General features: G+C 71.4%; 25 protein-coding genes. 7 read left to right on the forward strand and 18 right to left on the reverse strand.

Going from position 1 to position 26,617, the window contains the following annotated elements; translation table 11 throughout:
* Nucleotides 1–41: 41 nt before the first annotated feature.
* Complete coding sequence (locus ACIA8R_RS09400; RefSeq protein WP_397037578.1) at nucleotides 42–1,265, forward strand: NAD(P)/FAD-dependent oxidoreductase; 1,224 nt, start codon at nucleotides 42–44, stop codon at nucleotides 1,263–1,265.
* 7 nt (nucleotides 1,266–1,272) lie between these two features.
* Here ACIA8R_RS09400 and lat read toward each other — a convergent pair whose 3' ends face one another.
* The 4 genes from lat to ACIA8R_RS09420 all read right to left on the reverse strand — a co-directional run bounded on the left by lat (nucleotide 1,273) and on the right by ACIA8R_RS09420 (nucleotide 5,436).
* The gene (lat, locus tag ACIA8R_RS09405; protein ID WP_364084600.1) at nucleotides 1,273–2,541 is read right to left on the reverse strand and encodes an L-lysine 6-transaminase; all 1,269 of its coding nucleotides are present in this window, start codon (nucleotides 2,539–2,541) and stop codon (nucleotides 1,273–1,275) included.
* A 66-nt stretch (nucleotides 2,542–2,607) separates the two neighbouring features.
* Nucleotides 2,608–3,150 carry an HdeD family acid-resistance protein gene (locus ACIA8R_RS09410; protein WP_357699224.1) on the reverse strand — a complete coding sequence of 181 codons (543 nt, stop codon included), beginning with the start codon at nucleotides 3,148–3,150 and terminating at the stop codon, nucleotides 2,608–2,610.
* Nucleotides 3,151–3,208: 58 nt separating this feature from the next.
* The gene (locus ACIA8R_RS09415) at nucleotides 3,209–3,856 is read right to left on the reverse strand and encodes a hemolysin III family protein (RefSeq protein WP_357699222.1); all 648 of its coding nucleotides are present in this window, start codon (nucleotides 3,854–3,856) and stop codon (nucleotides 3,209–3,211) included.
* Between the two features lie 47 nt (nucleotides 3,857–3,903).
* Nucleotides 3,904–5,436: a penicillin-binding transpeptidase domain-containing protein gene (locus ACIA8R_RS09420; protein ID WP_397037581.1), complete on the reverse strand. Its 1,533-nt coding sequence runs from the start codon at nucleotides 5,434–5,436 to the stop codon at nucleotides 3,904–3,906.
* A gap of 25 nt (nucleotides 5,437–5,461) precedes the next feature.
* On the opposite strand from ACIA8R_RS09420, the gene ACIA8R_RS09425 reads away from it, so the two are divergent.
* The gene (locus ACIA8R_RS09425) at nucleotides 5,462–6,307 is read left to right on the forward strand and encodes a fused MFS/spermidine synthase (RefSeq protein WP_364084608.1); all 846 of its coding nucleotides are present in this window, start codon (nucleotides 5,462–5,464) and stop codon (nucleotides 6,305–6,307) included.
* A 1-nt stretch (nucleotide 6,308) separates the two neighbouring features.
* On the opposite strand, the gene ACIA8R_RS09430 is transcribed toward ACIA8R_RS09425, so the two are convergent.
* Nucleotides 6,309–6,986 (reverse strand): response regulator transcription factor, encoded by a 678-nt coding sequence (locus tag ACIA8R_RS09430; protein ID WP_357699216.1) that lies wholly within the window; start codon nucleotides 6,984–6,986, stop codon nucleotides 6,309–6,311.
* Nucleotides 6,979–8,721, reverse strand: coding sequence for a histidine kinase (locus ACIA8R_RS09435; RefSeq protein ID WP_397037583.1), 1,743 nt, complete (start codon nucleotides 8,719–8,721; stop codon nucleotides 6,979–6,981). Before ACIA8R_RS09435 ends, ACIA8R_RS09430 begins: the two co-directional genes overlap by 8 nt.
* A 256-nt stretch (nucleotides 8,722–8,977) precedes the next feature.
* On the opposite strand from ACIA8R_RS09435, the gene ACIA8R_RS09440 reads away from it, so the two are divergent.
* Entirely contained in the window at nucleotides 8,978–10,357 is a 1,380-nt protein-coding gene (locus ACIA8R_RS09440) for a serine hydrolase (protein ID WP_397037585.1), read from the forward strand.
* Here the strand turns inward: ACIA8R_RS09440 and ACIA8R_RS09445 are convergent.
* The 9 genes from ACIA8R_RS09445 to ACIA8R_RS09485 are packed head-to-tail and all read right to left on the reverse strand — an operon-like array spanning nucleotide 10,352 to nucleotide 21,753.
* Nucleotides 10,352–11,890, reverse strand: coding sequence for an amylo-alpha-1,6-glucosidase (locus ACIA8R_RS09445; RefSeq protein ID WP_397037587.1), 1,539 nt, complete (start codon nucleotides 11,888–11,890; stop codon nucleotides 10,352–10,354). The two genes, ACIA8R_RS09440 and ACIA8R_RS09445, sit on opposite strands and share 6 nt — an antisense overlap.
* Nucleotides 11,891–12,712, reverse strand: coding sequence for a carbohydrate ABC transporter permease (locus ACIA8R_RS09450; RefSeq protein WP_357699208.1), 822 nt, complete (start codon nucleotides 12,710–12,712; stop codon nucleotides 11,891–11,893).
* 10 nt (nucleotides 12,713–12,722) lie between these two features.
* Nucleotides 12,723–13,652: a carbohydrate ABC transporter permease gene (locus ACIA8R_RS09455; protein ID WP_397037589.1), complete on the reverse strand. Its 930-nt coding sequence runs from the start codon at nucleotides 13,650–13,652 to the stop codon at nucleotides 12,723–12,725.
* Between the two features lie 3 nt (nucleotides 13,653–13,655).
* A complete protein-coding gene (locus tag ACIA8R_RS09460; protein WP_397037591.1) occupies nucleotides 13,656–14,945 on the reverse strand; it encodes an ABC transporter substrate-binding protein in 1,290 nt (429 codons plus the stop codon).
* A gap of 34 nt (nucleotides 14,946–14,979) precedes the next feature.
* Nucleotides 14,980–15,735 carry an SDR family NAD(P)-dependent oxidoreductase gene (locus ACIA8R_RS09465; RefSeq protein ID WP_357699202.1) on the reverse strand — a complete coding sequence of 252 codons (756 nt, stop codon included), beginning with the start codon at nucleotides 15,733–15,735 and terminating at the stop codon, nucleotides 14,980–14,982.
* Complete coding sequence (locus tag ACIA8R_RS09470) at nucleotides 15,732–16,922, reverse strand: ATP-NAD kinase family protein (protein WP_397037593.1); 1,191 nt, start codon at nucleotides 16,920–16,922, stop codon at nucleotides 15,732–15,734. Before ACIA8R_RS09470 ends, ACIA8R_RS09465 begins: the two co-directional genes overlap by 4 nt.
* 3 nt (nucleotides 16,923–16,925) lie before the next feature.
* Nucleotides 16,926–18,482 carry an aminomethyl-transferring glycine dehydrogenase subunit GcvPB gene (gene gcvPB / locus ACIA8R_RS09475; RefSeq protein WP_397037595.1) on the reverse strand — a complete coding sequence of 519 codons (1,557 nt, stop codon included), beginning with the start codon at nucleotides 18,480–18,482 and terminating at the stop codon, nucleotides 16,926–16,928.
* A complete protein-coding gene (gcvPA, locus tag ACIA8R_RS09480; protein ID WP_357699196.1) occupies nucleotides 18,479–19,810 on the reverse strand; it encodes an aminomethyl-transferring glycine dehydrogenase subunit GcvPA in 1,332 nt (443 codons plus the stop codon). The genes gcvPB and gcvPA overlap by 4 nt, the downstream gene beginning before the upstream one ends.
* Complete coding sequence (locus ACIA8R_RS09485; RefSeq protein ID WP_397037597.1) at nucleotides 19,807–21,753, reverse strand: beta-galactosidase; 1,947 nt, start codon at nucleotides 21,751–21,753, stop codon at nucleotides 19,807–19,809. Before ACIA8R_RS09485 ends, gcvPA begins: the two co-directional genes overlap by 4 nt.
* A gap of 112 nt (nucleotides 21,754–21,865) precedes the next feature.
* Here ACIA8R_RS09485 and ACIA8R_RS09490 point away from each other — a divergent pair, with 112 nt between their 5' ends.
* The 4 genes from ACIA8R_RS09490 to ACIA8R_RS09505 all read left to right on the forward strand — a co-directional run bounded on the left by ACIA8R_RS09490 (nucleotide 21,866) and on the right by ACIA8R_RS09505 (nucleotide 24,529).
* Nucleotides 21,866–22,504, forward strand: a complete 639-nt coding sequence (locus ACIA8R_RS09490; RefSeq protein WP_357699192.1) for a GntR family transcriptional regulator — start codon at nucleotides 21,866–21,868, stop codon at nucleotides 22,502–22,504.
* A 65-nt stretch (nucleotides 22,505–22,569) separates the two neighbouring features.
* Complete coding sequence (locus ACIA8R_RS09495; RefSeq protein WP_397037600.1) at nucleotides 22,570–23,556, forward strand: pirin family protein; 987 nt, start codon at nucleotides 22,570–22,572, stop codon at nucleotides 23,554–23,556.
* A 62-nt stretch (nucleotides 23,557–23,618) separates the two neighbouring features.
* Complete coding sequence (locus ACIA8R_RS09500) at nucleotides 23,619–24,167, forward strand: MarR family winged helix-turn-helix transcriptional regulator (protein ID WP_397037602.1); 549 nt, start codon at nucleotides 23,619–23,621, stop codon at nucleotides 24,165–24,167.
* Nucleotides 24,164–24,529: a hypothetical protein gene (locus tag ACIA8R_RS09505; RefSeq protein ID WP_357699186.1), complete on the forward strand. Its 366-nt coding sequence runs from the start codon at nucleotides 24,164–24,166 to the stop codon at nucleotides 24,527–24,529. Before ACIA8R_RS09500 ends, ACIA8R_RS09505 begins: the two co-directional genes overlap by 4 nt.
* Here ACIA8R_RS09505 and ACIA8R_RS09510 read toward each other — a convergent pair.
* Genes ACIA8R_RS09510 through ACIA8R_RS09520 form a run of 3 tightly spaced genes read right to left on the reverse strand, consistent with a single transcriptional unit; the run spans nucleotide 24,522 to nucleotide 26,545 of the window.
* Entirely contained in the window at nucleotides 24,522–24,848 is a 327-nt protein-coding gene (locus tag ACIA8R_RS09510; protein WP_364084643.1) for a nuclear transport factor 2 family protein, read from the reverse strand. The genes ACIA8R_RS09505 and ACIA8R_RS09510 overlap by 8 nt on opposite strands.
* A complete protein-coding gene (locus ACIA8R_RS09515) occupies nucleotides 24,845–25,951 on the reverse strand; it encodes a low temperature requirement protein A (RefSeq protein ID WP_357699182.1) in 1,107 nt (368 codons plus the stop codon). The genes ACIA8R_RS09510 and ACIA8R_RS09515 overlap by 4 nt, the downstream gene beginning before the upstream one ends.
* A 48-nt stretch (nucleotides 25,952–25,999) precedes the next feature.
* Complete coding sequence (locus ACIA8R_RS09520) at nucleotides 26,000–26,545, reverse strand: superoxide dismutase family protein (protein ID WP_364084646.1); 546 nt, start codon at nucleotides 26,543–26,545, stop codon at nucleotides 26,000–26,002.
* Between the last annotated feature and the right edge of the window lie 72 nt (nucleotides 26,546–26,617).

Here is a 26,617-nt window from a genome sequence, read left to right on the forward strand (position 1 = left end):
ATGGACCATGAATCGGAATCCCGGGAAGGAACGTGGTCATCGTGCGGAGAGCGCGCGTCGTCGTCGTGGGGGCGGGCTTCGCCGGCCTGGCCGCGACGCGGGAACTGGCCAAGGGCGGCGCCCTGGTCACGCTCGTGGACCGGAACCCCTACTCGACCTTCCAGCCCCTGCTCTACCAGGTGGCCACCGCGGGGATGGGCACGTCCGACATCTCCTACCCGATCCGTACGTTCGCCGCGAAGTGGCCGAACGTCCGCGCCCACCGGGCCGCGCTGAGCAAGGTGCACCCGTCCGACCGGCGGGTGGAGTTCGAGGACGGCTCCACCCTCGACTACGACTACCTGGTGATCGCCACCGGCGTCACCACCAACTGGATCCACGTGAGCGGCGCCGAGGAGAACGCGCTGCCGATCTACTCGCTGCGTGACGCGGCCGAGCTGCGGCGACGGCTCCAGCACTACCTGGAGGACACCGCGGCGGGCCGTCGCGAGGGCACCCACGTCGTGGTGGTGGGCGGCGGCGCGACCGGCGTGGAGACCGCGGGCACGCTGGCCGAGCTGCGCCGCCGTACGGTACCGCTGACGCATCCGGAGATCCGGCCCGACCAGACGAGCGTCACCCTGGTCGAGCGGTTCGACCACGTGCTGGCGCCGTACAAGCCGCGGCTGCGGGACGCGGCGGCCGCGGCGCTGCGCAGGAGAGGCGTGCGGATGCGCCTGGGAGCCACGGTGGCGGGCGTGGAGCCGGACGCCGTCATCCTGGAGGACGGGACGCGCCTGGCGAGCGACGTGACCGTCTGGGCCCTCGGCGTCACCGCGCCCAAGGAGGTGACCGACTGGGGGCTGCCGCAGGGCAAGGGCGGCCGGATCACGCTCACCGACGCGCTGAACGTGCCCGACCATCCCGAGATCTTCGTGGCCGGCGACCTCGCGGGGCAGCCGGACGCGCTGCCCCAGCTCGCCCAGCCGGCCATCCAGATGGGCAAGCACGTGGGCAGGCAGGTCCTGGCCGCGGCGCACGGGCGGCCACTCAGCCGCTTCTCCTACCGCGACCCGGGGATCATGGCCACGGTCGGCAAGGCCGAGGCGGTGCTCCAGCTGCGCGACGGGCTGACCATGCGCGGCCTGCCCGCCTGGCTGGCCTGGATCTTCGTGCACGTGGCGTACCTGCTGGGCGGGCGCAACCGGGTCAGCGTGCTGCTGAACTTCTTCTGGCGCTACGGCGGGCCGCGCCGCAGCGCCACCAGCATCGCCTCGACCGAGTGAGCGGCGCTCAGAGCGCGGCGGACAGCGCGTTCAGGCCGTGTTCGAGGTCGGTCTCGGGGATGTTCAGCGCCGGGCGCAGGCGTACGGACCGGGGCCCGCAGGGCAGCGCCAGCACGCCGTGCTCCTCCCTGAGCCGGGTCACGAACCCGTCGCGGGCGGCCTGGTCGGGCAGGTCGAAGGCGCACATCAGGCCCCTGCCGCGCACGGCCGAGACCGTGTCGGGGTGCTCGGCCTCCAGCTTGGTGAGCCGTTCGAGCAGGACGCCGCCGAGCGTGCCGGCCCGGGCGATCAGGCCGTCGCGTTCGACGATCTCCAGGATGCCGCGGCTGCGGACCATGTCCACCAGGCCGCCGCCCCACGTGGAGTTGATCCGGCCGCTGAGCTGGAAGACGTTGTCGGCCACCTGGTCGACCCTGCGGCCGGCCATGATCCCGCCGACCTGCACCTTCTTGGCGAAGGCCACCACGTCGGGGGCCAGGCCGAGCTGCTGGTAGGCCCAGGGCGTGCCGGTGGTGCCGCCGCCGGTCTGGACCTCGTCCAGGACGAACAGGGCGTCGTGCTCGTGGCACAGGTCCTGCATCGCGCGCAGGAACTCGGCCCGCATGTGGTTGTCGCCGCCCTCGCCCTGGATCGGCTCGGCGATGAAGCAGGCGATGTCGTGCGGGTGGCGGGCGAACGCCTCCCTGGCCTGGGCCAGCGCGCGGGCCTCGGCGGCCTCCACGTCGCCGAGGTGGATGGCCGGCACGTCGATGCGCGGCCAGTCGAACTTCGGGAAGCGGTCGGTCTTGCCCGGCTCGGTGTTGGTCAGGCTCAGCGTGTAGCCGCTGCGGCCGTGGAAGGCCCGGGTCAGGTGCATGACCTTGGTGCCCAGGTCGCGGGGGCGGCCGGCGGCCTCGTTGCGCCGGCTCTTCCAGTCGAAGGCGGTCTTGAGCGCGTTCTCCACGGCCAGGGCGCCGCCCTCGACGAAGAACAGGTGAGGCAGCTCCGGGTCGCCGAGCACCCGGGCGAACGTGTCGACGAAGTCGGCCAGGTGCTCGGTGTAGATGTCGGGGTTGGCGGGCTTGTTCCGGGCGACCTGGCCGAGCAGCGCGGCGAAGTCGGGGGCGAAGGGCGGGTTCACACCGAGGGGGGCGGACGCGAAGAAGGTGTAGAAGTCCAGGTAGCGGCGGCCGTTGCGGGCGTCGACCAACCAGGAGCCACGGCTGAGTTCGAGATCGAGGACGAGACGGTAGCCATCGACGAGCAGGTGACGGGCAAGGCGGGTGTGTACGTCCATGCCTTCTCCAATGTCGTGAGACAGGCCGGAGGTTCCTCACAGGGAACCCGGTCGTATCCGTAAAATTTACGGTATTCCTGCCCCGCGAGTGAACTTCTTCAAACGAAGTGACAGCACAATCATTGCGATTCCATACAGGATCGCGAAAATGCCGATCAGCCAGACAAGGCTCAGCATTCCGGCGCCGGGCCAGATGAGCAGCAGCACACCGAAGATCACCGACAGGATGCCGGCGATGATGAACATCCATTCGTTCTCGATGCTCTTGCGCAGCCGCACGCCCGCCACGATCTCGGAGACGCCGGAGATGATGGCCCAGAAGGCGATGAGGTAGAGCAGGGCGAGTGAGGTGATCCCCGGCCAGACGAAGGCGATGACACCCGCCACGATGCCGACGATGCCCGAGAAGATCAGCCAGGCCCGCGACCGGGCGCCGTGCCGGAAGGCGGCGAACAACTCGAAGACGCCGGAGACGATGGCGTACGCACCGAAGAAGATCACCAGCACCAGCAGCGTGATTCCCGGCCAGATCAACGCCAGCACACCGAAGATGATCGCGGCGATGCCACGGATGAGCAGCAGCCACCACGAGCGCGTAAGTTCCTGCATACTGGTCTGCTTTCCGTGATGAGTGCGAAAAGAGACCAGCTTCGGGTCAAATGTCTATCTACATGTGGGAGTAGACCACGATCGACACCGCGATGTACTGCACCAGGTACGCGGCGATCGTGAAGGCGTGGAAGACCTCGTGGAAGCCGAACCAGCGCGGCGACGGATCGGGCCGGCGCAGGCCGTAGACGACGGCGCCCGCCGAGTAGAAGACCCCGCCCACGGCCACCAGCACGACGGCGGCCACCCCGGCCCCTTCGAGCAGTTGCGGCATCACGAAGATCGCGGTCCAGCCCAGCGCCAGGTACAGGACGGTGTAGAGCCAGCGCGGCGCGCTCATCCAGAACACCCGGAACAGCACCCCGGCCAGCGCGCCGCCCCACACGACGGACAGCACGGCGACCCTGGCCGCGCCGTCGAGGGCCAGCAGTCCGAACGGCGTGTACGTGCCCGCGATGATCAGGTAGATGTTGGCGTGGTCGAACCGGCGCAGGACCTCGGCCAGGCGCGGCCCCAGCGTGCCCCGGTGGTAGGTCGCCGAGATGCCGAACAGCAGCGCCGAGGTGATGGCGTAGACGCCGGCCGCCAGGCGGGCCTGCTGGGTCGGGCCGAGCGCCACGAGCACGAACCCGGCCACCAGCGTCACCGGCAGCGCCCCGGTGTGCAACCAGCCACGCAGCCTCGGCTTCACGGTGATGGTCGTCATGTAACCTACGGTACCGTAGGTTACGGATTCGGCTGAAGTGCCGCTGGTCACAGTCCGTTCAGGAAGCGCACGGCGATCGGCACCGCCGCCGAGCGGCCCGAGCCCCCGTTCCTGACGAACACGCAGAACGCCAGGTCGTCCCGGTAGCCGATGAACCAGCCGTGCGACGTCTGGCCCTCGACCTCGGCGGTGCCCGTCTTGCCCGCCACGCCCGCCGGCAGGCCGGCCTGGCTGGCCGTCCCGTGGTCCACGACGGCGGCCATCATCTCCCGCAACGCCCCGACCACCCCCTCGTCCAGGTGGACGTCCGGGAACGGCTCGCCGTCCACGCGGCGCACGTCGTCCTCCGACAGCAGGCGGGGCGAGCGCCACGTACCGCTCTGCACGGCGGCGGCCACGGTGGCCATGCACAGCGGGGTGGCCACCACCGTGCCCTGGCCGATGACGTTCAGGGAGAACATGTCCGTGTCGTCGGTCTCCTGCATCGTGCCGCACCGGCCGCCGACGCCCGTCGCCATCGTCCGGTCGAACCCCCACCGGGCGGCGGTCGCGCGCAGGTCCTCCATGGTGAGCCTGGTCGTGGCCTGCTCGACGAAGGTGGTGTTGCAGGAGTAGGCGTAGGCGTCGGCGAAGGTGACGGTCCCCCGGTCCGCGCCGCCGTCGTTGCTGATCGGCGCCGAGAAGTCCGGCGTGTACGAAGCCGGGCAGCCCATCTCGTCGGCCGGCGTAACCCCCTTCTCCAGCAGCGCGGCGGCCACGATCGTCTTGAACGTCGAGCCGGGCGGGAAGGCGTCGCGCACCGCGCTGAAGTTGTCCTCCAGCCGGTCGGCCAGGGCCAGGATCTCCCCCGTGCTCGGTCTGAGCACCACGATCGAGGAGTCGGCCACGCCGTCCAGGGCCCGCGCGGCTGCCGCCTGGACCGGCCGCGACAGGGTGGTGCGCTCGACGTTCGCCTTCGGCAGGCGGCTCAGCAGCGCCCTGTCGGGCTGTCCCGGCACCCTCGACACCAGCTCCAGCCCCTTGTTGGCCTTGGCGAACTCGGGCTTGAGCGGGTTGAGGTAGGAGTCGGCGTAGCTGTCGTTGGGGATCTTGGCGCCCTCGCTGGTGACCAGCTCGGCCGCCGTCGCCTCGACCTCCTCCAGCTCCAGCGTGCCGCCGCCCTTGAGCAGCGGGTGCAGCGTCTCGGGCGTCCACAGCACCCGCCAGGTCCGGTCGCGCACGCCCAGCCGCAGCGTGCTGTCGAACGGCCACGGCCCGAGGTCGGTCAGCTCGCGCACGCCCGCGAAGCGCACCTCGGCCGACTCCTCCCCCGTGCCGCGCACCGGGCCCGGCGTGAGGCTGATCGACTCGACGCCCAGCTTCTGCGACAGCGAGCGGTGCCGGTCGAAGAAGTCGGCCGGCGGCCGGTCCACCAGCAGGGCCATGCCCGCGACGTCGCCTTTCCGCCAGGCGTCGAAGTAGGCGGCGGCGGTCTGGGCGGCGCTGCCCTTGACGTGGTCGGCGGCCAGAACGGCGAAGGCGCCCGCCCCTAATATCGCGACAACCGCGATGACGAGCACAATCAGCCTTCTGCGTCGCATACGGTTCTCCCAGGGAGGGATCAGCGTGGCACGTGGACAGCGGGAACCGATGCCCGGCCTTTATCCGGTGACGTTCGGTGAGGTCGAACTTCTCCGGGACCTGGACAGGCAGGACGGCTGGGTGCTGTCCAAGGATGGCGTACCGCAGTCGTACGTTGACCTGCAAGACCCGACATTTCTGGATTTCGAGTACGTCCGGCTCATGGCCGACGTCATCGACCTGCTGCCCGAGGGGCCGCTGAGCTGCGTCCACGTCGGGGGCGGCGCGTGCACGATCCCCCGCTATGTCGCGGCCACCCGTCCGGGCTCGCGGCACATCGTGATCGAGCCCGACGGCCTGCTGGTGAACCTCGTCCGTGAGCAGCTCGACCTGCGCTCGGTCCCTCGCCTGAAGGTCATCGTGGCCGGCGGCCGCGAGGGCACGGCCAAGGTGTGGGACGAGTCGGCCGACCTGGTCGTGCTGGACGCGTTCACGGGCGCCACGATGCCGGTGGAGCTGGCCACCGTGGAGTACATGGGCGATCTGGCTCGGGTGCTGCGCCCGGACGGCACGCTGCTGGTCAACATGGCCGACGGCAAGGGCCTGGCGTTCGCCAAGCGGCTGCTGGCCACGGTGTGCGACACGTTCCGGCACGTGGCGCTGCTGGCCGAGCCGGGGATCATGCGGGGCCGCCGGTTCGGCAACCTGATCGTCGCGGCCTCGCGTACGGAGCTGCCGCTCGACCTGCTGACCCGGCGCGCGGCCGGCGGGCTCACCCAGGCGCGCTGCCTGCACGGGGAGGCGCTGAAGAACTTCATCGGCGGGGCCTACCCCATCAAGGACGGCGACTCCGTCCTCGCCCCGGTCCCGCCCCCGGCCGTCTTCGGCTGAGTCAGCGGTCGGCCGGGCCGAGGTAGGCGAGCACGGCGGCCACCCGTCTGTGCACGTCGCCGCTGTTCTCCAGCCCCAGCTTGGTGAAGATGGCGTTCACGTTCTTCTCCACCGAGGAGATCGACAGGTGCAGGGCGCGGGCGATGCCGGCGTTGGAGCGGCCGTGGGCCATCTCGCGCAGCACGTCGCGCTCCCTCGGGGTCAGCGACTCCCCCTGCCCCCGGACCTCGCGCCTGGCCAGCAGGCCCTCGACCACCTTGGGGTCGATGACCGAGCCGCCGCCGGAGACCGCCCGGATCGCGCCGAGCAGCTCGTCGAGGTCGCCCACGCGGTCCTTCAGCAGGTACGCGAACCCGGCCGTCCCGTGCTTGAACAGCTCGAAGGCGAACAGGGCGTCGGAGAACTGCGACAGCACCACCACGCCGATGCCGGGATGCGCGGCCCTGATGCGATGGGCCGCGTCGATGCCCTCGAAGCCCTGACGCCACTGCCCTCCGGGCATGCGGATGTCGGTGACGACGACCTGCGGCTCCAGCCTGCGTACGGCGTCCAGCAGCTCGTCGGCGTCGCCGACCGCGCCGACGACGGTGACCTCGCCGGACAGTTCGAGGAGCTGCCGGGTGCCCTCGCGTACCAGGTAGTGGTCGTCGGCGACGACCGTGCGGACGGGCTCAGGCATCGGCCGGCACCCAGGCGTGCATACGCGTCCCCTTTCCGGGCTCGCTGTCGAGTTCCATGCCGCCGCCCAGGGCGTCCAGGCGGTCGGCGAGCGTGGCCAGGCCCCGGCGGGCGGCGGCGGCCGGGTCGAAGCCCTTGCCGTCGTCGGCGACGGTGGCCCGTACGCGGCCCGGCGCCAGGGTCAGGCGCACCTCGATCCGGGCGGCGTCGGCGTGCTTGAGCGCGTTGGCGACGGCCTCGCTGACGGTGAAGTACATCGCGCCCTCGATCTCGTCGGCGAAACGGCGGGCCCGCAGCCCGGGGTCGGAGGTGACGGTCGTGGGCACGGGCAGCCGGGAGCAGCGTTCCTCGACGGCCTCCACCAGGCCGCCCTGGCTGAGCGCCGACGGATGGATGCCGGCGGCCAGCTCGCGCAGGTCGGTGAGCGTCTGGCGGGCCTGCTCGCGCAGGCGGGCCAGCGCCTCGGGGCCGGCGCCGGTGACGCGGGCCAGCTCCAGCCCGGCGATGAGGGCGACGAGCTGCTGCTGCACGCCGTCGTGGATGTTGCGCTCGATCCGCCGTCGTTCGGCCTCCTGCGCGTTGACCAGGCGGGCGACCAGCCCGGCGCTCTGGATCGCCAGCCCGGCGGGCACGGCCAGGGCCTCCAGGAAGCGCTGGTCCTCCCGGTCGTACCGGCCGGCTCGGCGCGGGCCCAGCTCGATGCGTCCGAGGCCGCCGCGCACGGGCACGGTCAGCGCCGTCCCGCCCTCCTCCTCGCCCGCGGCCACCCGGGTCCCGTCGGCCAGCTCCACGGCCGCCCACCTGGCCTCCAGCCCGTCGCGGACGGCGGCGGCGAGCCGTCCGAGCTGCTCGACGGGCTCGGGCGTGGCCGCCAGCGCGGTGCCGAGCCCGGACAGCACCTCGTCGACGGTGGGCCGCAGGTCGAAGATCAGGTGCAGGCGGGAGCCCCGCAGGCCGAACCGGATGTCGAGCAGCCGGTACCGGACGATCCCCACCAGGACGGCGGCCGGCAACGCCGTCATCAACGCGAAGACGCCGATCAACGCGGCACCCCACAGCCGCGTGCTCAGCACGTACAGAAGCAGCACGCCCGCGAGGAGCTGGACGGCGGCGCCCGCGACCATCCAGGCGTACTGGCCGCGCTCGGCCGGCTCACTGCGCCGCCAGCGGACCACGAGCCCGGCGAGGACCACGACGGCTGTCAGGAAGACGAGGAGCTGGCCCAGCGCGCTGGCCAGGGACGCCCAGATCAAGGCGGCGGACAGCTCGGCGGGCAGCTCTCCCGGCCGGGCGGGATCGGTCACGAACAACCCGTATCCCACCGTGTGCATGGCGATCGCGATCCCGCCGAACCAGGCCACGGGCCGCCAGCGGCGGGACGGCAGGCGGCCGTCGGGAAAGAGCAGTGGGACGAAGATCCAGGTCAGGCCGTAGTACATGGCGTAGAGCGCGGACATCCAGACGACGACCGGCCCGGCGTAATGGAACCTGATGGCCAGGCCGGAGCCCAGCGTGCCGAGGCCGAGGCAGGCGGCGGCGGCCAGGAACAGCCAGCCGTAGCGCAGGTCGGCGCGGCGGACGACGAGCAGCCAGCCCAGCGCGGGCAGCACCACGCCGAGGACGGCGTAGGCCCACTCCTGCGGCGCGATGCCCGTCCGGGACTCCATCAGCGCGCCCGCGAGGGCGCCTCCGGCCCCGATCGTCGCCAGCGACCCGGCGAGCAGCCTGGAACTCATGAACCACCATCGTCCGGGGGAACTGAAAGGGCGTCTATGAGGTTATCCGCACATTTCATGCAGCTACCCTCACCTGCGAGAACGGTGGCCCATATGGTGGGCGCGGGCCCGGCCGCGGCTGTTGGCTGGGGTCATGTCTCACCACAAGTTCGCGGTTCCGGCCACGGCCGGAGTCAGGTCTCACCACAGGTTCCCGGTTCCGGCCACGGCCGGAGTCAGGTCTCACCACAGGTTCCCCGTTCTGGCGACGGCCGTCATGGCGGCGGCGGTGACCGCCTGCGCGGCGCAGCCCGTCCCCGCCCTCGCCACGGTCACGGCCGCCACCGCGCCCACCACCGCGCCCGCCGCCGCGCCCACCACCGCGCCCGCCGCCGCGCCCACCGCCGCGCCCGCCACCACGTCCACCTCCGCCGCGGCGGCGGAGATCCCCGACACCCCCGCCGGCAGGCAGCTCACCTGGCTGCTGGACGCCGTCAACCGGCTGCCGGTCGGCGACGCCGAGCTGGCCGGGCACTTCGCGCCGAGCTTCCTCGAGAACATCCCTCCGGCGCAGGTCAACCAGGCGCTGGCCGGGTTCGGGGGCATGCGGCTGGACAGGCTCGACCAGGCCCAGGAGCGGTCGCTGTCGGCGACCGTCACGGCGGCCGGCAAGGCGTTCACCCTCGCGCTCAGCGTGGACGGCACCGACAGGATCGACTACATCCAGTTCAGCGGCATCGCGCCGGCGAGCTGGTCGGAGCTGGACCAGCGGCTGCGTCAGGTCGCCCCGCGCGCCGGCTTCCTGGCCGCCGAGCTGACCGGCGACGGACGCTGCCGCCCGGTGCACGCGGTGGCCGACGCGAAGACCTTCCCGCTCGGCTCGATGTTCAAGCTGTACGTGCTGGGCGCGGTGGCCAAGCGCATCAGGAGCGGCGCATTCGGCTGGGACACCCGGCTCACGATCCGGCCGGAGCTGAAGAGCCTGCCGAGCGGCGAGCTCCAGGACCGCCCGGACAACAGCCAGGTGACGGTGCTGGAGGCAGCCCGGCTGATGATCTCCATCAGCGACAACACCGCCGCCGACCTGCTGATCGACAAGGCCGGCCGCCGGACGGTCGAGCGGGTCATGCGCTCGTGGGGCGGCGACCGGCGCAACGTGCCGTTCCTGACGACCAGGGAGCTGTTCGTGCTCAAGGGCGCCGACCACCCCCGGTACGCCGAGCGGTACCTGTCGCTCGGCACGTCCGCGCGCCGCGACTACCTGGCCCGGGTCGTGGACAAGGTGCCGGTGTCGAAGGTGCGGGCCTGGAGCGAGCCGCGCGAGCTGGACCGGCTGGAGTGGTTCGCCACGCCCGCCCAGGTCTGCCGGGCCTACGGCGAGCTGGCCCGGCTGAAGGACGCCCGCGTCGGCGAGGTGTTGTCGATCACCGACGCGGGGTTGCGGCTGGACAAGGCGCAGTGGCCCGTGGTGTGGCACAAGGGCGGCTCGGAGCCGGGCCTGGTGGCCATGAGCTTCCTCGCCCGTACGGCCGGCGGCCGGACGTACGTGGTGTCCACGACCGCCGTGAACCCGTCCGCGCCGCTTCAGCAGGGGCCGGTGGCCCAGGAGCTGCTGACGCTGACGCGGGGGGCGTTCACGCTCGTCACGTCCTCATAGGGCGGCGTGGGCGAGGTCGACGAACAGGGCCGAGGACCAGCCGAAGCCGGTCGTGGCGCGGCCCGCCCGCCGTCCCGTGAGGGGGTTCCAGTACTCGTACAGACCGCCGCCGTCGCGCACCATGGCCAGGGTGCGCGCGGCGAGCTCGTCGGCGACGTCCGGACGGCCGGAGCGGCGCAGGCCGTCGATCAGCAGGTAGTTGACGTTCAGCCAGACCGGGCCGCGCCACATGGCGTCGGGGTCGAAGCGCGGGTCGTCGAAGGCCACCGTGGGGACCGGACGTTCGGCCCAGAAGGAGGGCGAGGTCAGGTCCTGAACCAGCCGGTCCGCGATCTCGGCCGGGAGGCGGCCGGTGAGCAGCGGCATGAGGTCGAGCGGCGTGCGCACGTCGGCGTCGGCAGCTCCGGCGACCTTGGTGACGAAGCGGTGGCCGTTCCAGCGGCGTTCGACCATGCGGTCCACGAGTTCCTGCGCCCTGGCCCGCCACCCGCCGGCGTCCTTGCCGAGCACGGTGGCGATGTCGCCCAGGCGGTCGTACTGGAGGGCCAGGTAGGAGTTCAGGTCCGGGGGCTCGGCGCGCGGGCCGCCGTCCCAGATCGGGCTGTCGTCCAGGCCCGACGAGTACGGGTGCAGGTACTCGGCCAGGCCGTCGCCGTCCGGGTCGGAGTGGGCGAACCACCATTCCTGCGACCTGACCAGCGGCTCGTAGACCTCGGCCAGGAAGGCGGGATCGGGGTCCACCTCGTGGATCTTCCACACGGCCCACGCGGTGAGCGGCGGCTTGGTGACGGGCACGACGTGCCGGATCGGCTCGCCGCCGACGTGCTGGGCGAGCCGGGCCAGGTCGGAGCGCGGCAGGTCGGTGGTCTCGGCGAGCACTCCCTGGTCGTGCACGACGTCGGGGATCAGGCCGTCGGGCCGCTGGTTGTCGAGCAGGATGCGGATCTGCTCCCTTGCCAGGGCGGGGTCGGCGTGCCTGAGGGCGATGGCGTGGAAGTAGGAGTCCCAGTTCCACAGGCCGACGTAGCCGTACTTGGAGGGGACGAGAGACTCCCTGCCCTGGATGCGTACCAGGTTGACCGCCAGCGTCCACCAGGCCTGCTCGGCGCGTTCGCGCAACTCGGCGGGGACGGCGGGCATCCGGGCGAACCAGGCGGCCCAGCGTTCGGCGGCCCGGGCCAGGACCTCGGCCCCGTCGCGGACGGTCGGCTCGCCGGCGAGGGTGACACAGCCGTCGATGGCGGTCTCGCCGCCGTCCCAGACGGCCCGGGCGCCCTCGCCGACCGCGACGAGGGTGCCGGGGTCGGCGAAGGCCAGGGTCACGTCGCCGTCGAGCTCCACCCGGTCGGGCAGGGCCCGGCGTACGCGCAGCTCCCGGGAGCCGGCGTAGAACCGCAGGCCGGCGCGGACGGTCGTGTCGTCGAGCCGGGTCTCGTAGAGCGCCTCGGCGACGCGCAGCGAGCCGTCGTCGGCCGCCATGACGAGCAACCGCGAGCCGCGCTCGGTGAAGGGGCGTTCGCGCAGGTCCAGCACTTACTTTCCTCCCAGGCCGGAGGCGGCCATCGAGTTGATGATCTTCCGCTGCCCGATCAGGAACGCGATCAGCGTCGGCACCACGGCGATCGCCGAGGCCGCCAGGATCTGCCCGTAGTCGGTCGCGCCGTGCTGCTGGGCGAACTGGCTGAGCAGCAGCGGGACGGTGAACAGCTCCGGCGTGTTCAGGAAGATCAGCGGGAACAGGAACGAGTTCCAGGACGCCAGGAACACGATGATGCCGAGCGCGCCGAGCCCCGGCCGGATGTTGGGCAGCACGATGCTCCAGAAGCACCGCCACCGGCCCGCGCCGTCGATCCTGGCCGCCTCCTCCAGCTCGATCGGCACCGCCCTGATGAACTGGCGCAGCAGGAACACCGCGAACGGGTTCGCGATCGTCGGGACGATCAGCGACAGGTGCGAGTCGATCCAGCCGAACTTGGCCAGCATCAGGTACAGCGGCACGATCGTCACCTGCGACGGCACCATCTGCGTGGCCAGGAACAGCACGAACAGCACGCCCGAGCCCCTGAACCTGATCCGGGCGAAGGCGTAGGCGGCCATCGCCGAGGTGAGCAGGGTGAGCACCACGTTCAGGGCGGCGATGTAGAAGCTGTTCCAGTACGCCAGCCCGAACGGCATGGTCGACAACGCGTCGGGATAGTTCTGCCAGGTCCAGGGGTCCGGCAGCCAGGCGGTCGGGTCGTTGATCATCTGCCGCACGCCCTTGGCGGAGGTGAACAACATCCACACGAACGGGAACAGCATCAGCAGCCCGCCGACCGTGAGCGCGGCGTGCAGACCGATCTGCCGTGATCTCATGCGTACCGCCTCACGAGTCGTAGTGGACGAAGCGCTTCTGCGCGGCGAACTGGACCAGCGTCACGAGCAGCGTCAGCACCAGCAGGATCAGGGCGGCCGCGCTGCTCGGCCCGAACTCGAACTTCTTGAAGCCGAGATCGAAGATGTGGTACACGATCGTGCGCGCGCCCTCGTTGTCCTTCGGGTCCACCAGCACGTAGATCTGGTCGAACGCCTGGAACGAGCTGATCACCGCGACCACGCTGGAGAAGAAGATGGTGGGCGACAGCAGCGGCAGCGTGACCGACCGGAAGATCCGGAAGGAGCTCGCGCCGTCGATCCGGGCGGCCTCGACGACCTGCGGCGGGATGGTCTGCAGCCCGGCCATGAAGATCACCACGTTGAGGCCGAGCGAGGACCAGATCGTCACCACGGCGATGGCCACGATGACCCAGCCGGGGTCGAGCAGCCAGTCGGGGCCGCTGACGCCGAACCAGCGCCGGAGCGAGGTGTTCAGCACGCCGTTCTCGTCGCCGGCCAGGATGACCTGCCACATCAGGGCGACGGCCACCGAGCTGGTGACGACCGGCATGAAGTACACGACCCGGTAGACGTTGCTGCCCTTGATGCTGTTCAGGGCCACCGCGATCAGCACCGCGAGGGCGAGCCCGAACGGCACGGTCAGCAGCGCCAGCTTGACCGTGTTCCACACCGCGCGGCCGAACAGCGGGTCGGTGAGCTGGGCGGCGAAGTTGGACAGCCCGGCCCACGACTTCTCGCCGAGCCCGTCCCAGTTCATGAAGGCCAGCACCACGGCGAACCCGAGCGGGATCACCAGGAACACCACCAGCGCGCCGACCTGCGGCGCGAGGAAGATCGCGGCCCACCAGCCGTCGCGGTCGCGCAGCTTCTTGGCGGGCCGCGCGGCGGTCTTGCCGCGCGGCCCGGCGAGCACGGCCATCCGCTAGCCCAGCTTGCCGTCGACGAGGGTCTGCAGCTCGGTCATGCCCTGCTCGAAGCCGAGCTTGCCCTGCCAGACCTTCATCAGGTGATCGTTGATCGAGGCGGTCAGGCCGGGCACCGCGACCTCTTCGGGGTAGTTCGCGAAGCCGGTGTCCCGCACGTCGAGGAAGGTCTGGGCGTGCGCGGGGTAGTTGCCGGCCAGCACGACCTGCTCGGCGCCCTTGATCGAGGGCACCGCGCCGCCGTCCTTGAGCCGCATGAGCTGGCCCTCCTTGCTGACGAACTCCGTCAGGAAGGTGAAGGCCTCCTTGGGCTGCTTGGTGCCCTTGTTGAGCGACAGGTAGGAGGCCGCCACGGCGCCGGGCATCGGCTCGCCGGTCTCGGACGGGAACGGGACGATGTCGTAGTTGTCCAGCTCGCCGCCCTTCTTGACGATGTCGATCACCCAGCGGCCGCCGGCGTAGAAGCCGACCTTGTGCTTGATGAGCTGGGTGTTCCCGCTGTTGCTCGCGGGCTGCAGGTCCGCGCTCAGGAACGTCTTGTCCTGGTAGCCCTTGGCCAGGGTCTCCAGCGCCTTGCGGGACTTGGGGTCGGTGGTGGCGACGAACTTGCCGCCGTCCCAGACCTTGCCGCCGAAGCCGGAGATGACCGAGTACGTGGATCCGTACCAGTTCCAGTAGACGGACCCGCCCAGGCCCGCGGCCTTGAGCTTGGCGTTCATGTCCAGGTACTTGGCCATGGTCCACTGCTTGGACGCGTTGAGGGTGGCCGGGTCCTCGGTGATGCCGGCGGCCTTCAGGGCCTTCTTGTCGTACCAGAGGACCTCGGGGTTGGTGTCGTTCGGGACGCCGTAGATCTGGCCGTCCTTCTTGGCGCCGCCGTACACGCCCTCGAAGAAGTCCTCGGGCTTGCTCTTGGAGTCGGGGCCCGCGAGCTGGTCGTTGAGCGGCTGGACGACCCCGGCGGAGACGAACTTGCCGATGTTGTCGTCGCCCACGAAGAACACGTCGGGGGCGGTGCCGCTGGTGAGCTGGGCGAGCAGCTTGGGGTGGTAGTCCTCGTACTTGGCGACGGACTCCAGCTTGAGCTTGATGTTCGGGTGGCGCTGCTCGAAGTCCTTGGTGAAGGACTCGTAGAGCTTGACGTCCTCGGCCGATCCCCAGGTGGACCAGCGGACGGTGACCTGCCCCGCGGCGGCGTTCCCGCTCACGCCTGGAACATTCCCGCCACCGCCGCTGCAGGCGGTGGCGGCGGTGGCGAGCAGACCCAGTACGGCCAGCGCACGCTTCATGATGGGCTCCTTCAGGGGGTGGTGCTGTTGGGGGCTACGCGAGCCCGCCGCCGTCGACGACGAGAGCGGATCCGGTGACGTAACTGGCGGCGTCGCTCGCCAGGAAGAGGACGGCCTGGGCGATCTCCTCGGGGCTGCCCGAGCGGCCCATCGGCCGGTCGGCGGCGTCGGCCTCGAAGGCGGCCCAGTCCTCGTTGAGCTGGCGGGCCTCGTCCCGCAGCATCGGGGTGTTCGTGTCGCCGGGGTTGACGGAGTTCACCCGGATCCCGGCCTTGGCGTGGTCGATCGCCAGCGCCCTGGTCATGTTGACGACGGCCGCCTTGGAGGCGCAGTAGGAGATCGCGTTCCCACCGCCCTTGAGCCCCCAGCCGGAGCCGGTGTTGACGATCGAGCCGCCCTCGGTCATGAGCGGGATCGCGTGCTTGCACATCAGGAACACCGAGCGCACGTTGACCGCCATCACGCGGTCCCACTCGTCCACGTCGAGGTCGAGCGCGGTGGTGCGGCGGATGATGCCCGCGTTGTTGAACAGCACGTGCAGGCCGCCGTAGGTGTCCACGGCCGTGCGGGCGATGCGCCGGCAGTCCTCCTCCGCGGACACGTCCCCCTGGACGGCGACCGCGGACGCCCCCGCCTGCGTGATCGCCTTGGCCGTCTCCTCGGCCCCCGCGCCGTCGATGTCGGCGACGACGACCTGGGCGCCCGCCTCGGCGAAGAGCACCGCCGTCGCCCGGCCGATGCCGGAGGCACCGCCGGTGACGATCGCGACCTTGCCATCGAGCCTGTTCATCCGTAGAACTCCTCACTTGCCGCACAAATGCGATAAATCGTGCTTTCGCGGTATCCGGTGAGCACCCGTACGTGCCCGGCCAGCTTCCGGTCCAGTTCCTGGTCCCCGCTGTCGGCCAGCAGCGGCCGCCCCCCGAGCCCGGCCAGCTTCTGCTGCGTGGCCAGCACGACCAGCCGGTCGCCACCGCCGCCCCCGAGCACCTCGTCGAGCACCCGGGGCGAGACCTGCTGGTTGCCGCGGCCGAGCACGAAGCCCTGGCCGCCGATCACCGACAGCACGATGACCGATTCCCGGCCGCGTACCAGCTCGAACAGCTCCCCTTCGGTCACGTCGGCGGCCACCAGGTCCGCGCCGCCGTCCGCGCGGGCCTCGACCACGTCCACGCCGAGCAGCGTGGTGGCGAGCCCGAGCTCCCTGCCCACGGCCGCCGTGGTGGCGCCGGGGCCGAGCACGTAGCGCGCCCCCGGCCGCAGCCGGGTCGCGACCGCGCGGGCGATGCCCTCGACCGTGGCCGGAGCCGCGTCCGAGGAGCCCGCCTTGCGCCCCGACAGGGCCGCGCGACCTGCCGGGACGCGCAGGCTACCGTAGAGCCGGGGGCTGACGAGCCCCCGGCGGTAGCGCTCCTCGTCCAGGTCCACCACTTCGGCCTCGACGGTCTCCGGCCGGGCCAGGAAGTCGGCCGCCACGAACCCGGCGGTGGCCGGGCTGAGCGCGAAGCAGCCCGAGTACACCTTGACCCCGGCCGGTATGCCCAGCACGGGCGGCGCCTGGTCGCCCAGCTCCCGCGCGGCGTCGAGCACGTCGCGGGCCGTGCCGTCGCCGCCGGCGAACAGCAGCAGGTCCACGTCCGCCAGCGCGGCGACGGCCGCCCGCGTGTCGGCCGCGGTGGTCGCGTCAGCGGTTGTGTCCCCGACGCCGGAGGGCACCAGCTCGTACGGGACCGCGGCGGCGCGGGCGCTGTCCTCGCCCATCGCCCCCGCCACGGTCACCAGCCGGACCCCGGGACGGCGGGCCAGCAGCGTGGCGACGGCCTGCGCGGCCCGCCGCCCGGCCTTGGGCTCGGCGCCCTTGGCCAGGGCCGCGCGCTGCACGTCGGCGCCGTCGCTGCCCTTGAGCCCCACGGACCCGCCCAGCCCGGCGACCGGGTTGACGACCAGCCCGATCACGCCGTTCCCTCCGGACGCCATGGCTCAGCCGCCCGCGGCCAGGTGCTTGCGCACGTACGCACGCCAGGTCGGCGCCCACTGCTTGGGGTCGTCGAGCGGCGTCGGGTCGATCTTGTGGATCGTCTGGTTGTAGGGCGCGCCCTTGACGAACTCCGGGTCCCGCCGCGCCTCCGAGGCGACGTGCTCCAGGATCGCCGCGTACTCGTCCAGGTCCTCCCGCGAGTACGACTCCGTCGGCTCCAGCGTGAACGGCTCCGGCACCAGGTAAGGGTGGTGGCTGGTCCAGTAGTGGACGCCGAAGTCGGCGGCGCGCACGCCGATCTCCTCCGAGTGCACCCCCGTCTCCTCCGACAGCTCCTGCCAGGAGTAGCGGACCTGCTCGATCCGGCGCTGGTTCCACGGCGCCGAGGCCCCGGGGATCTGCAACACCTTGTGCATCAGGTAGTTGTTGTTCAGCGCCGCCGTCTCGGCCACCTCGCGCAGCCCCTTCGCGCCCAGGGTCATGATCCAGGCGTAGGCGCGCACGATGTTCGGGGTGACGCCGAGGAACGGCCGGATCTTGCCGACGGTCTGCGCGGGCGTCTCCAGCCCGTACGCGTCGCCGTCGAAGGAGACCACGGGCCCGGGCAGGAACGGCTCCAGCTCCGGCGAGACGCCGCAGGCGCCGGCCGCCGGGCCGCCGCAGGCATGCGGCGTGGAGAACGTCTTGTGCAGGTTGAAGTGGCACAGGTCGAACCCGGCGTCGCGGGCCCGGGTGATGCCGAGGATGCCGTTGGCGTTGGCCTGGTCGTAGCAGGCCAGGCCGCCGACCTCGTGCACCAGGTCCACGAACTCCTTGATCCTGGAGTTGTAGATGCCGGTGTCCTCGGGGTTGGTGATCATCAGGGCGGCCGTGCGCGGGCCGACGGCGGCGCGCAGCGCCTCCAGGTCGGGCAGGCCGTTGGCGTCCGGCATGAGGGTGATGACCTCGTACCCGGCGACCTTGGCGCAGGCCGCGTTCGAGGGGTGCGAGAACATCGTGGTGATGACCTGGTCCCGGTGGCTCTCGCCGCGGGCGGCGTGGTAGGCCCTGATCATGGCGATGTTGGCGTAGATGGCCGCCGAGCCCGAACCGGGCTGGAGGGACACGCGTGACATCCCGGAGATCTCGGCCAGTATGCGCTCCAGCCGCCAGTAGATCTCCAGCACGCCCTGCACGGTGTCCTCGTGCTGCAGCGGGTGCAGCTCGGCGATCGCGTTGGCGAACTGGTCGTTGACCTTCGGGCTGTACTTCATCGTGCAGGTGCCCTGGCCGATGTCGATGTTGAGGTCGACGCCCAGGTTCTCCTGCGACAGCCGCAGGTAGTGCCGCACCACGTGCGGCTGCGACATCTCGGGCAGCTTCGGCGGGGTGACCCGACCGACGCCCTCGGGCAGCTCGACCTTCGGCGCGCCCGGCTCGGGCACGGCTATGCCGCGGCGGCCGGGGCTGGACAGCTCGAAGATGATCGGCTCGTCCCAGCGTGCCTGGTGGAAGCGGCGCAGCGGCGGCTTGGGCGCCACCGGCAGCTCCGCGAAGGACTCGGCTCCGTGCCCGCTCATGCCTGCACAACCTCCTGTACGGCTGCCGCGAGCCGGTCGATGTCCTCGATGGTGTGGCGTTCGGTCACGCAGACGAGCACCGTGCGCTCGTCCAGCGGCACGCCGCCGTAGATGCCGCGCTCGCGCAGCCCGGCGAGCAGCGCCGCGGAGTCGGGCACCTCGATCGCGAACTCGCGGAAGTGCACCGAGCCCCCGTGCCGGACGGTGACCGACCGGGCCAGGGCGTCCATGGCGTACCGGGTGCGGGCCAGGACGGTCTCGCCGAGCTCCTTCATGCCCTGCGGGCCCATCAGCGCGAGGTAGACCCCGGCCGTGATGCCCCACAGCGCGGCGGCGGTGCCCACCCATTCCTTGCCCTCTTCGCGCAGGGCGAAGGAGGTGCGGTCGTAGAAGACGTCGCCGAAGCCGTACTCGCCGGGGACCTTCGTCGGCGCGATGCCGAACAGGCGCGAGGGGAACTCGGCGACCAGCGGCTCGTGGTCCTGGGTGGCGATGTAGCCGGCGTGGCCGCCGCCGTAGTTCTGGTGGATGCCGAGCGACTGGATGTCGCCGCAGACGATGTCGGCGCCGTAGGAGGCGGGCGGGGCCAGCACGCCCAGGGAGATGGGGTCGGCGCTGACGACCAGCAGCGCGCCGGCGGCGTGCGCGAGGTCGGCCAGCTCCCGGCCGCGGGTCTCGACGACGCCGTAGACGTTCGGGGTCTCCAGGTAGATCGCGGCGTAGGAGTCGTCGAGCGCGACCTCGCCGATCTGCCCGTCCTCGGCCACGGGGGCCAGCTCGATGGTGATGTCGGGGGCCAGGAAGTCACGCAGCTTGCTCAGCTTGTCGGCGCCGATCGCCCCGGTGACCAGCACCTTCGACCGCTTGGTGTAGCGGCAGGCCATGCGCAGCGCGGTGCCGGACGCCTGGAAGCCGTCGTAGGTGGGGACGTTGACGACGTCCATCTCCAGCAGCTCGCCCATCATGCTGACGTACTCGAACAGGGCCTGGAAGCGGCCGTGGTCCTCGTACGGCTCGCCCGCGTACGCGGTCAGGAACTCGCTCCTGGAGTTGACCTCGTCGCAGACGGCGGGCACGTGGTGCGGGTAGCAGCCGTGGCCGAGGAAGCTGAGCGCCTCCTCGGTGTCGACGGTCCGGGCGAACAGGCCCTTCATGTGGCGCACCAGGTCACGCTCGGCGGTGAACGGCGCCGGGAGGTCGAGCGGCCGGTCCAGCCGCAGCTCCGCGGGGATGTCGGCGTAGAACTCCTCGACGCTCGACGCGCCGACCGCCGCGAGCATCTCGGCTCGCACGCGCGGCTCGGCGTTGGGTATGTACGGGTGCGTCACTTCTCTCCTTCGATCCTGAGCACGACGGCGTCGCGAGGGGCCAGCTCGATGCCGCCCCGCAGTTCGGCCCCGGTGAGCAGGTCCGTCCCCGGATGCGGGAGCGTGACCGGCTGCGGGGCGGTGGTGTGGTTGAGGAGGAACAGGTGGCCGCCCCTCCTGACGGCCTCCACGCCCTGCGGCACGTCGATGCGCTCGATGCCGTCCAGCAGCGGCTCCAGCACCGGCGTCACGTCGTCGAGCAGGCAGCCGACGTAGGTGACCGCGCCCTTGCGGGTGACGGCGGGCAGGCCGTCCAGGTCGCCGCCCTCGAACAGGGCGACGGGCTCGGCGCCCTCCAGCCTGATCCACTCGGCCCAGGTGCGGGCGTCGCCCAGACCGGTCCGCTGGACGTCCCCGTCGGCGAGCGGCCAGAACTCCTCCACGGCGATGCCGAGCAGGTCGGCCAGCGGGCCGGGGGCGCCGCCGGTGTGCACCTGGTCGCTCTCGTCCACCACGCCGCTGAACGGGCCCACGACGAGCCTGCCCTCGTACGCCTCCAGCGCCTTGGCCTGCTCGGCGGTGCACATGTAGAGGTTCGGGGCGATGACCAGGTCGTACGACGACAGGTCCCGGCCGGGCGGCGCGAGGTCGACGGCGATGCCCCTGGCGTGCAGCGGGGCGTACCAGGCGAGCAGCAGCTCCTTGAGCTTGAGCCGGTTGGACGGCATGGACTCGGGCGCCTCCAGGCCCCACCAGCTCGACCAGTCGAGCAGCAGCGCCACCTGGGCGCGGGTCTCGCCTCCCGCGACCTCCGACAGGCGCCGCAGGTCCTCGCCGAGCGCCAGGGTCTCGTGCCAGCCGCGGGTCCGCGTCCCGCCGTGCGGCAGCATCGCCGAGTGGAACTTCTCGGGGCCGTACTTGGCCTGCCGCCACTGGAAGAACATCACGCCGTCGGAGCCGTGTGCGAGCGCCTGAAGGCTGTGCAGGCGCATCATGCCCGGCGGCTTGGGGACGTTCACCTCGCGCCAGGACACCGCGGACGGCGCGGACTCCAGTAGCAGCCAGGGCCCCTGCCGCAGCGAGCGCATGAGGTCGTAGCTGAGCGCCACCTGCACGTGCGAGCCGGGATCGGCGGGGTCGGGGTAGGCGTCGTCGCTGACGAGGTCCTCGGCCTCGGCCCACTTCCAGTAGTCGAGGCCGTGCAGGATGCTCATGAAGTTCGTGGTGACCGGGACGCTCGGTGTGATCGCGCGCAGCGCCGCCTTCTCGGCCAGGAACAGCTCCAGGAGCGCGTCGCTGCAGAAGCGCCGCCAATCGAGGAGCTGGGCGGGGTTGACCGGGCCGGGCGCCGTCCTGGGCGGCTCGACCTGGTCGAAGCTGGTGTAGTGCTGGCCCCAGCAGGAGGTGCCCCAGGCGGCGTTGAGGGCATCGACGGTGCCGTACCGGTCTTCCAGCCAACGGCGGAAGTGGGCGGCGGACTCGGGGCAGAAGCACTCCAGCGTGTGGTCGGCGTACTCGTTGCCGATGTGCCACATGGCCAGCGCCGGGTGGTCGCCGTAACGCTCGGCCATCGCGGTGGCCATCCGTACGGCGTGCTCGCGGTAGACCGGCGAGCTCGGGCAGTAGCCCTGCCGGGAGCCGAACTCCAGCCGCACGCCGTCGGCGTTGACCGGCATCATCTCGGGGTGCTCGCGCACCAGCCACGGCGGCGGCGTCGCGGTCGCGGTGGCCAGGTCGGCGGCGACGCCGTTCTCGTGCAACAGGTCCAGCACCCGGTCGAGCCACGCGAAGTCGTACGCCCCCCGCGCGGGCTCCAGGCGCGACCAGGAGAACACCGCGACGGTCGCCATGTTGACCCCGGCCTCGGCCATGAGCCGCACGTCCTCGGCCCACACCTCCTCCGGCCACTGCTCCGGGTTGTAGTCCCCGCCGAACAGCAGCCCCGGTATCCGGGTCAGCCCCACTCGAACTCCTCGATCATGCAATGTAATATTTTGTATGCCGAATTCATAGTGCAGTATTTTGCATCACGTCAAGGGTTAAGATTCGGTTGACCTGAACGAGAGGGAGTCCCCCATGCCGATCGAGCGGCGACCGTTGCGCGAGCAGATCAGGGAAGAACTGCTGAGCCGCCTCGATCGAGGTGACTTCGCCGCCGGGACCGACATCAACGAGGCCTCCCTCGCCGCCGACCTGGGCGTCAGCCGTACCCCTCTGCGCGAGGCACTGATCACCCTGGCGGGCGAGGGCGTGCTGGAGAGCACCCAGGGGCGCGGGTTCCGGTTCGCCCCGGTGAGCCGGCGCGAGTTCCGCGAGCTGTGCGAGATCGTGGCCGCCCTGGAGTCGCTGGCCCTCGACTGCTCCGACCCGGCCCACCTGCGCTCGATCGCCCCCGACCTGCTGAAGCTGGCCCAGGACTTCCCCGACAACGTGGCCGAGCAGCAGATCATCGAACGTCACGACGACGAGTGGCACGACCTGCTGCTGAGCGGCTGCCGCAACGAGCGCCTGCTCGACCTCATCACCAGCGTCAAGGCCGGCATGCGCCGCTACGCCCACCTGATCGCCGGCGACGACGCACCCCTGGAGCGCGAGGCCGCCGAGCACCGCCGGATCGCCGAGTTCCTGCAGGCCGACGAGCCGGCCAAGGCCGCCCAGGCGTTGCGCGACAACTGGATCAACGGCATGGAGCGGATGATGTCCCGCATCCCGTAGCCTCACGGAATAGTTGAAAACTAAACTTGGTTGCATGGGGCAGATCCCGCTGGAAGGAGCGCGACATGCCCGCCGTAACCGTTGAGAACCCGCTCACCCTCCCCCGCGTGCCCGCGCCCGTGGCGGGAGTGCCGGAGCGGAAGGTGCTCGCCGTCGAGACCGCGCCCAGCGGGTTCGAGGGTGAGGGCTTCCCCGTGCGCCGCGCCCTTGCGGCCATCAAGCTCGAATACCTCGACCCGTTCGTCATGATGGACCAGATGGGCGAGGTCGACTACGCGGCCGGCGAGCCCAAGGGCACGCCCTGGCATCCGCACCGCGGCTTCGAGACCGTCACGTACATGATCGACGGCGTCATGGAGCACCTCGACTCCAACGGCGGCGGCGGCACGATCACCAACGGCGACACCCAGTGGATGACGGCCGCGTCCGGAATCCTGCACAAGGAGGCGCCGCCGGAGTGGCTGGTCCAGAAGGGCGGCCTGTTCCACGGCATCCAGCTCTGGGTCAACCTGCCGGGCGCCAAGAAGATGATCGCGCCGAAGTACCAGGACATCGGGCGTTCCAGCGTCGCGCTGCTGAGCAGCCACGACGGCGGCGCGCTGGTCCGGCTGATCGCGGGCGAGCTGGCCGGCAACACCGGCCCCGGCAGCACGCAGACGCCGATCACGCTGCTGCACGCCACCATCACCCCGGGCGCGCGGCTGAGCCTGCCGTGGCGCAAGGACTACAACGCCCTGGTCTACGCCCTCTCCGGCCGCGGCACGGTCGGCGCCGAGCGGCGTCCGCTGCACGGCGGGCAGCTCGCGGTCTTCGACGGCTTCGGCAACCGGCCGGGCCGGACCACCCTGGGCCGGACCACCCTGGGCGAGACCATCACGATCGAGGCCAAGGACACGCTCGACGTGATCGTCCTGGGCGGCGAGCCGATCGGCGAGCCCGTGGCGCACCACGGCCCGTTCGTCATGAACACCCGCGCCGAGCTGGTCCAGGCGTTCGAGGACTTCCAGGCGGGCCGCCTCGGCACGATCCCGGCCGAGCACGCCCAGTCCTGACCGTCCTCCCGAAGGCCCGTGCGTCGCGCACGGGCCTTCGCGTTTTCTGGTAGACATTCATTGTGAAGGACGTACATAAATTCGACCAGGAGCCGGACGGCTCCCTCTTCGACCCGCGGGCCAGGGCGGCCATGAGTGAGTTCGTCGGCGGCGGCGACACCGCGCCGTTCGAGGCGGCCGCCGCCGTGCGGACGGCGTACCAGGCCGTGGAGCGCATGCGCGCACACGGCAGCGAGGGGCGCGGGCTCAGCTCCGGCGCGATGGACGTCCTGCTGCGCCTCAGCGCGGCAGGAGCCGGAGGCGGCATCAGCATCGGCGACCTGGCCCAGGCCGCCGGGGTCAGCTCGCGCAACGTCACCGGCCTGGTGGACACCCTGGAACGCGACGGCCTGGCGCGGCGGGTCCAGGACAGCCGCGACCGGCGCTCGGTGCTGGCCATGATCACCGACGAGGGCCGGGCGTGGATCGAGGCGTTCCGCACGCCGTCGCAGATGGCGATGCGGGCGATGTTCCAGGGGTTCACGGCCGCCGACCTGACCGCGCTGCGACACCTGTGCCTGCGCCTGGCCGACAACCAGCAGCGACTCTCGGCGCACCTGGAGGGGCGATGACCGGCACCCGCGAGGTGGTCAGGGCCTACCACGAGGCCAGGCTCCGCGCCGACGTGCCGGCCGCGGCGGCGCTGATCGGCGAGGAGTTCTCCTTCAGGAGCCCGTTCGTCTCCTCGACCGACCCCACCGGCCACCTGGCCGGCATCGAGGCCCTGATGAGCGTGGTGACCGGCGTCGACCTGATCAGCGAGCTGTACGGCGACTCGGCGGCGACCCTCGTCTACGACCTGCACACCGCCACGCCGGTCGGCACCCAGCGCACCGCCGAGCACTTCACCCTCGGCCCGGACGGGCGGATCCGGTCCATCATGCTGATCTTCGACTCCGCGCCCTGGCGGCCGATGGAGGCGGCGATCAGGTGAGCGGCAGGGCGGCGGCGGTCTGGCGCCAGATCCTGCCGTCCCTGACGACCAGCGTCCCGAACGTCGTGACCCGGTTCCCGCCGACGGTCATGACCGCGTTGTAGAAGATCACGTCCCCCTCGATCCGGAGCGACATGATCTCCTCCACCCGCGGCCCGGCCGCCAGGTAGGCGGTGAACAGCTCGCGGATCTCGGCGGCGCCCCTGGCCGCGCGGTCGAACCGGACGACCACCGCCTCGTCGTGGTACTGGGCGAGCAGGGCCTCCAGGTCGCCGTCGGCGATGGCGGCGAGCTGGCGGTCGAACACTTCCTGGGTCACGATGTGCCTTCCGGGGAGGGGCGCAGCAGGTCGTAGCCCACCTGGGCGGCGCCGAACAGCAGGACGAGCGGGAGCGCCGCCGCGACGGGCAGCGCGGAGGAGGCGAGCGTGAGCACGGCGGCGGCCAGCCGGACGACGCCCGCCCGGCGGTCGGCCGAGCACAGGTGCTGGAGGCCGAGCACGGCGAAGACCACGGCGGCCGGCACCCCGACGGCCCAGCTCGTCCCCGACGGGTGCATGAGCGCGTGCTCGATCCCGATGCCGAACGCCACCAGGCCCATCGAGAGCGGCAGGTGCGAGTACACCCACACCTGCCCGGCCAGCTTGGTGCGCAGCACGACGGACTCGTCGACGTGGTCGAAGTACAACCACCAGAAGGCCATCGCGATGGCCACCCCGGCCAGGGCGATCAGCAGCACGGACGGGGTGACGTCGTGCCCCTTGAGCCCGGTGACCACGGCCGCGACCACCTCGCCGAGCACGATCACGACGAACAGCCCGAACCGCTCCGGCAGGTGCTCGCTCTGCGGCGGCAGCTTGCTCTGGTGGCCCCGGCTGAGCAGCGGGGTCGCCAGGTCGATCACCAGCGCCACGGCCCACATCGCGTACCGCTGCGGCGGATCGACGGCGAGGGAGGCCAGCCAGATGACCGCGGCGACGGTGAACCCGGCCGCGTACCGCACGGTGAGCGGCCGGGCCTCGGGCACGTGCCGGCCGGCCCTGAGGTAGGCGACGACGAGCAGGATCCGGGCCGCCGCGTAGGAGAGCGCGAACAGGGCCGAGCGCTGCTCGATGTCGCTGACGCTGGCCGCCATCGTGGCCACCGCGAGGATCTGCGGCAGTGCGAGCAGGCGATGGCTGACGTCGTCGGTGTCGAACCGGTTGGCATAGAAGACGTAACCCGCCCAGGACCACCAGACCGGCACGAACAGGCCGACGAAGGTGAGGACGCGGCCGGCGTCGGCGCCGCCGGCGAGCACGTCGGCCAGCTCGGCGACCGCCACGACGAAGACGAGGTCGTAGAGTAGCTCCAGCCAGGTGGCCCGGCGGTGCACCTGCTCGAACAACCGTAAGCGGGGCGGCTGCCATCGGCGGCTAGTCAACGCGGGACCTCCACAATATGTAATTGTGTAATTATGCACGCCTTTCGGCTAGTGCAGTGTCAGGCAGGCCACCCGAGGGCCCGCCTCGCCCGCGTGGGCGCCGCTCTTCGTGGTGGGCCGGGCGTGGATGACCAGCGACTTCGGCAGGGCGGCGGGGTCGAGACTCCAGGAGTGACGGGCCGTCGAGCGGCCCGCGCCCGACCCGTCGGTGGTGACGTCGAGCCAGATCTCGCTGGCCGGGTCGGCGTGGCCGGGGTTGTGCTGGTAGTGGCCGCCGGCGTCGTCGGGGTCGGTGCCGCAGGGCGCGGTGTGCAGGTGGGCGCCGTAGTGGTGGCGGGGCAGGAAGCCCTCCACGACCAGCGAGGTGCGGGTCGTGCCGCCGCTGGACTCGGCCGTGAGGCTGGCCTGCGCGCCCTCGGGAGCCAGGCGGCGGTCGTAGGCGATCGCCGCGGTGTCACCCGAGGTGAACTCACCGCCGCCGCTCAGTTCCGGCAGCCCCGACGGGCTCGGTTTCGCGACCTCCTGCAGCGGCGCCGGTGGCCCCGCGCAGGCGGCCGTCGTGAGCAGGACGAGCAGAAGTGCGGGAACGCGCATGAGGGACCCCCGGATGTGCTGACGAAGGCCCCTCACTCTAACGAGTAGCCATACGACTACGCTGCGTGTTCG

Origin of the sequence: Nonomuraea sp. NPDC051191 (genome assembly GCF_044455665.1) — a bacterium.
GTDB lineage: Bacteria > Actinomycetota > Actinomycetes > Streptosporangiales > Streptosporangiaceae > Nonomuraea.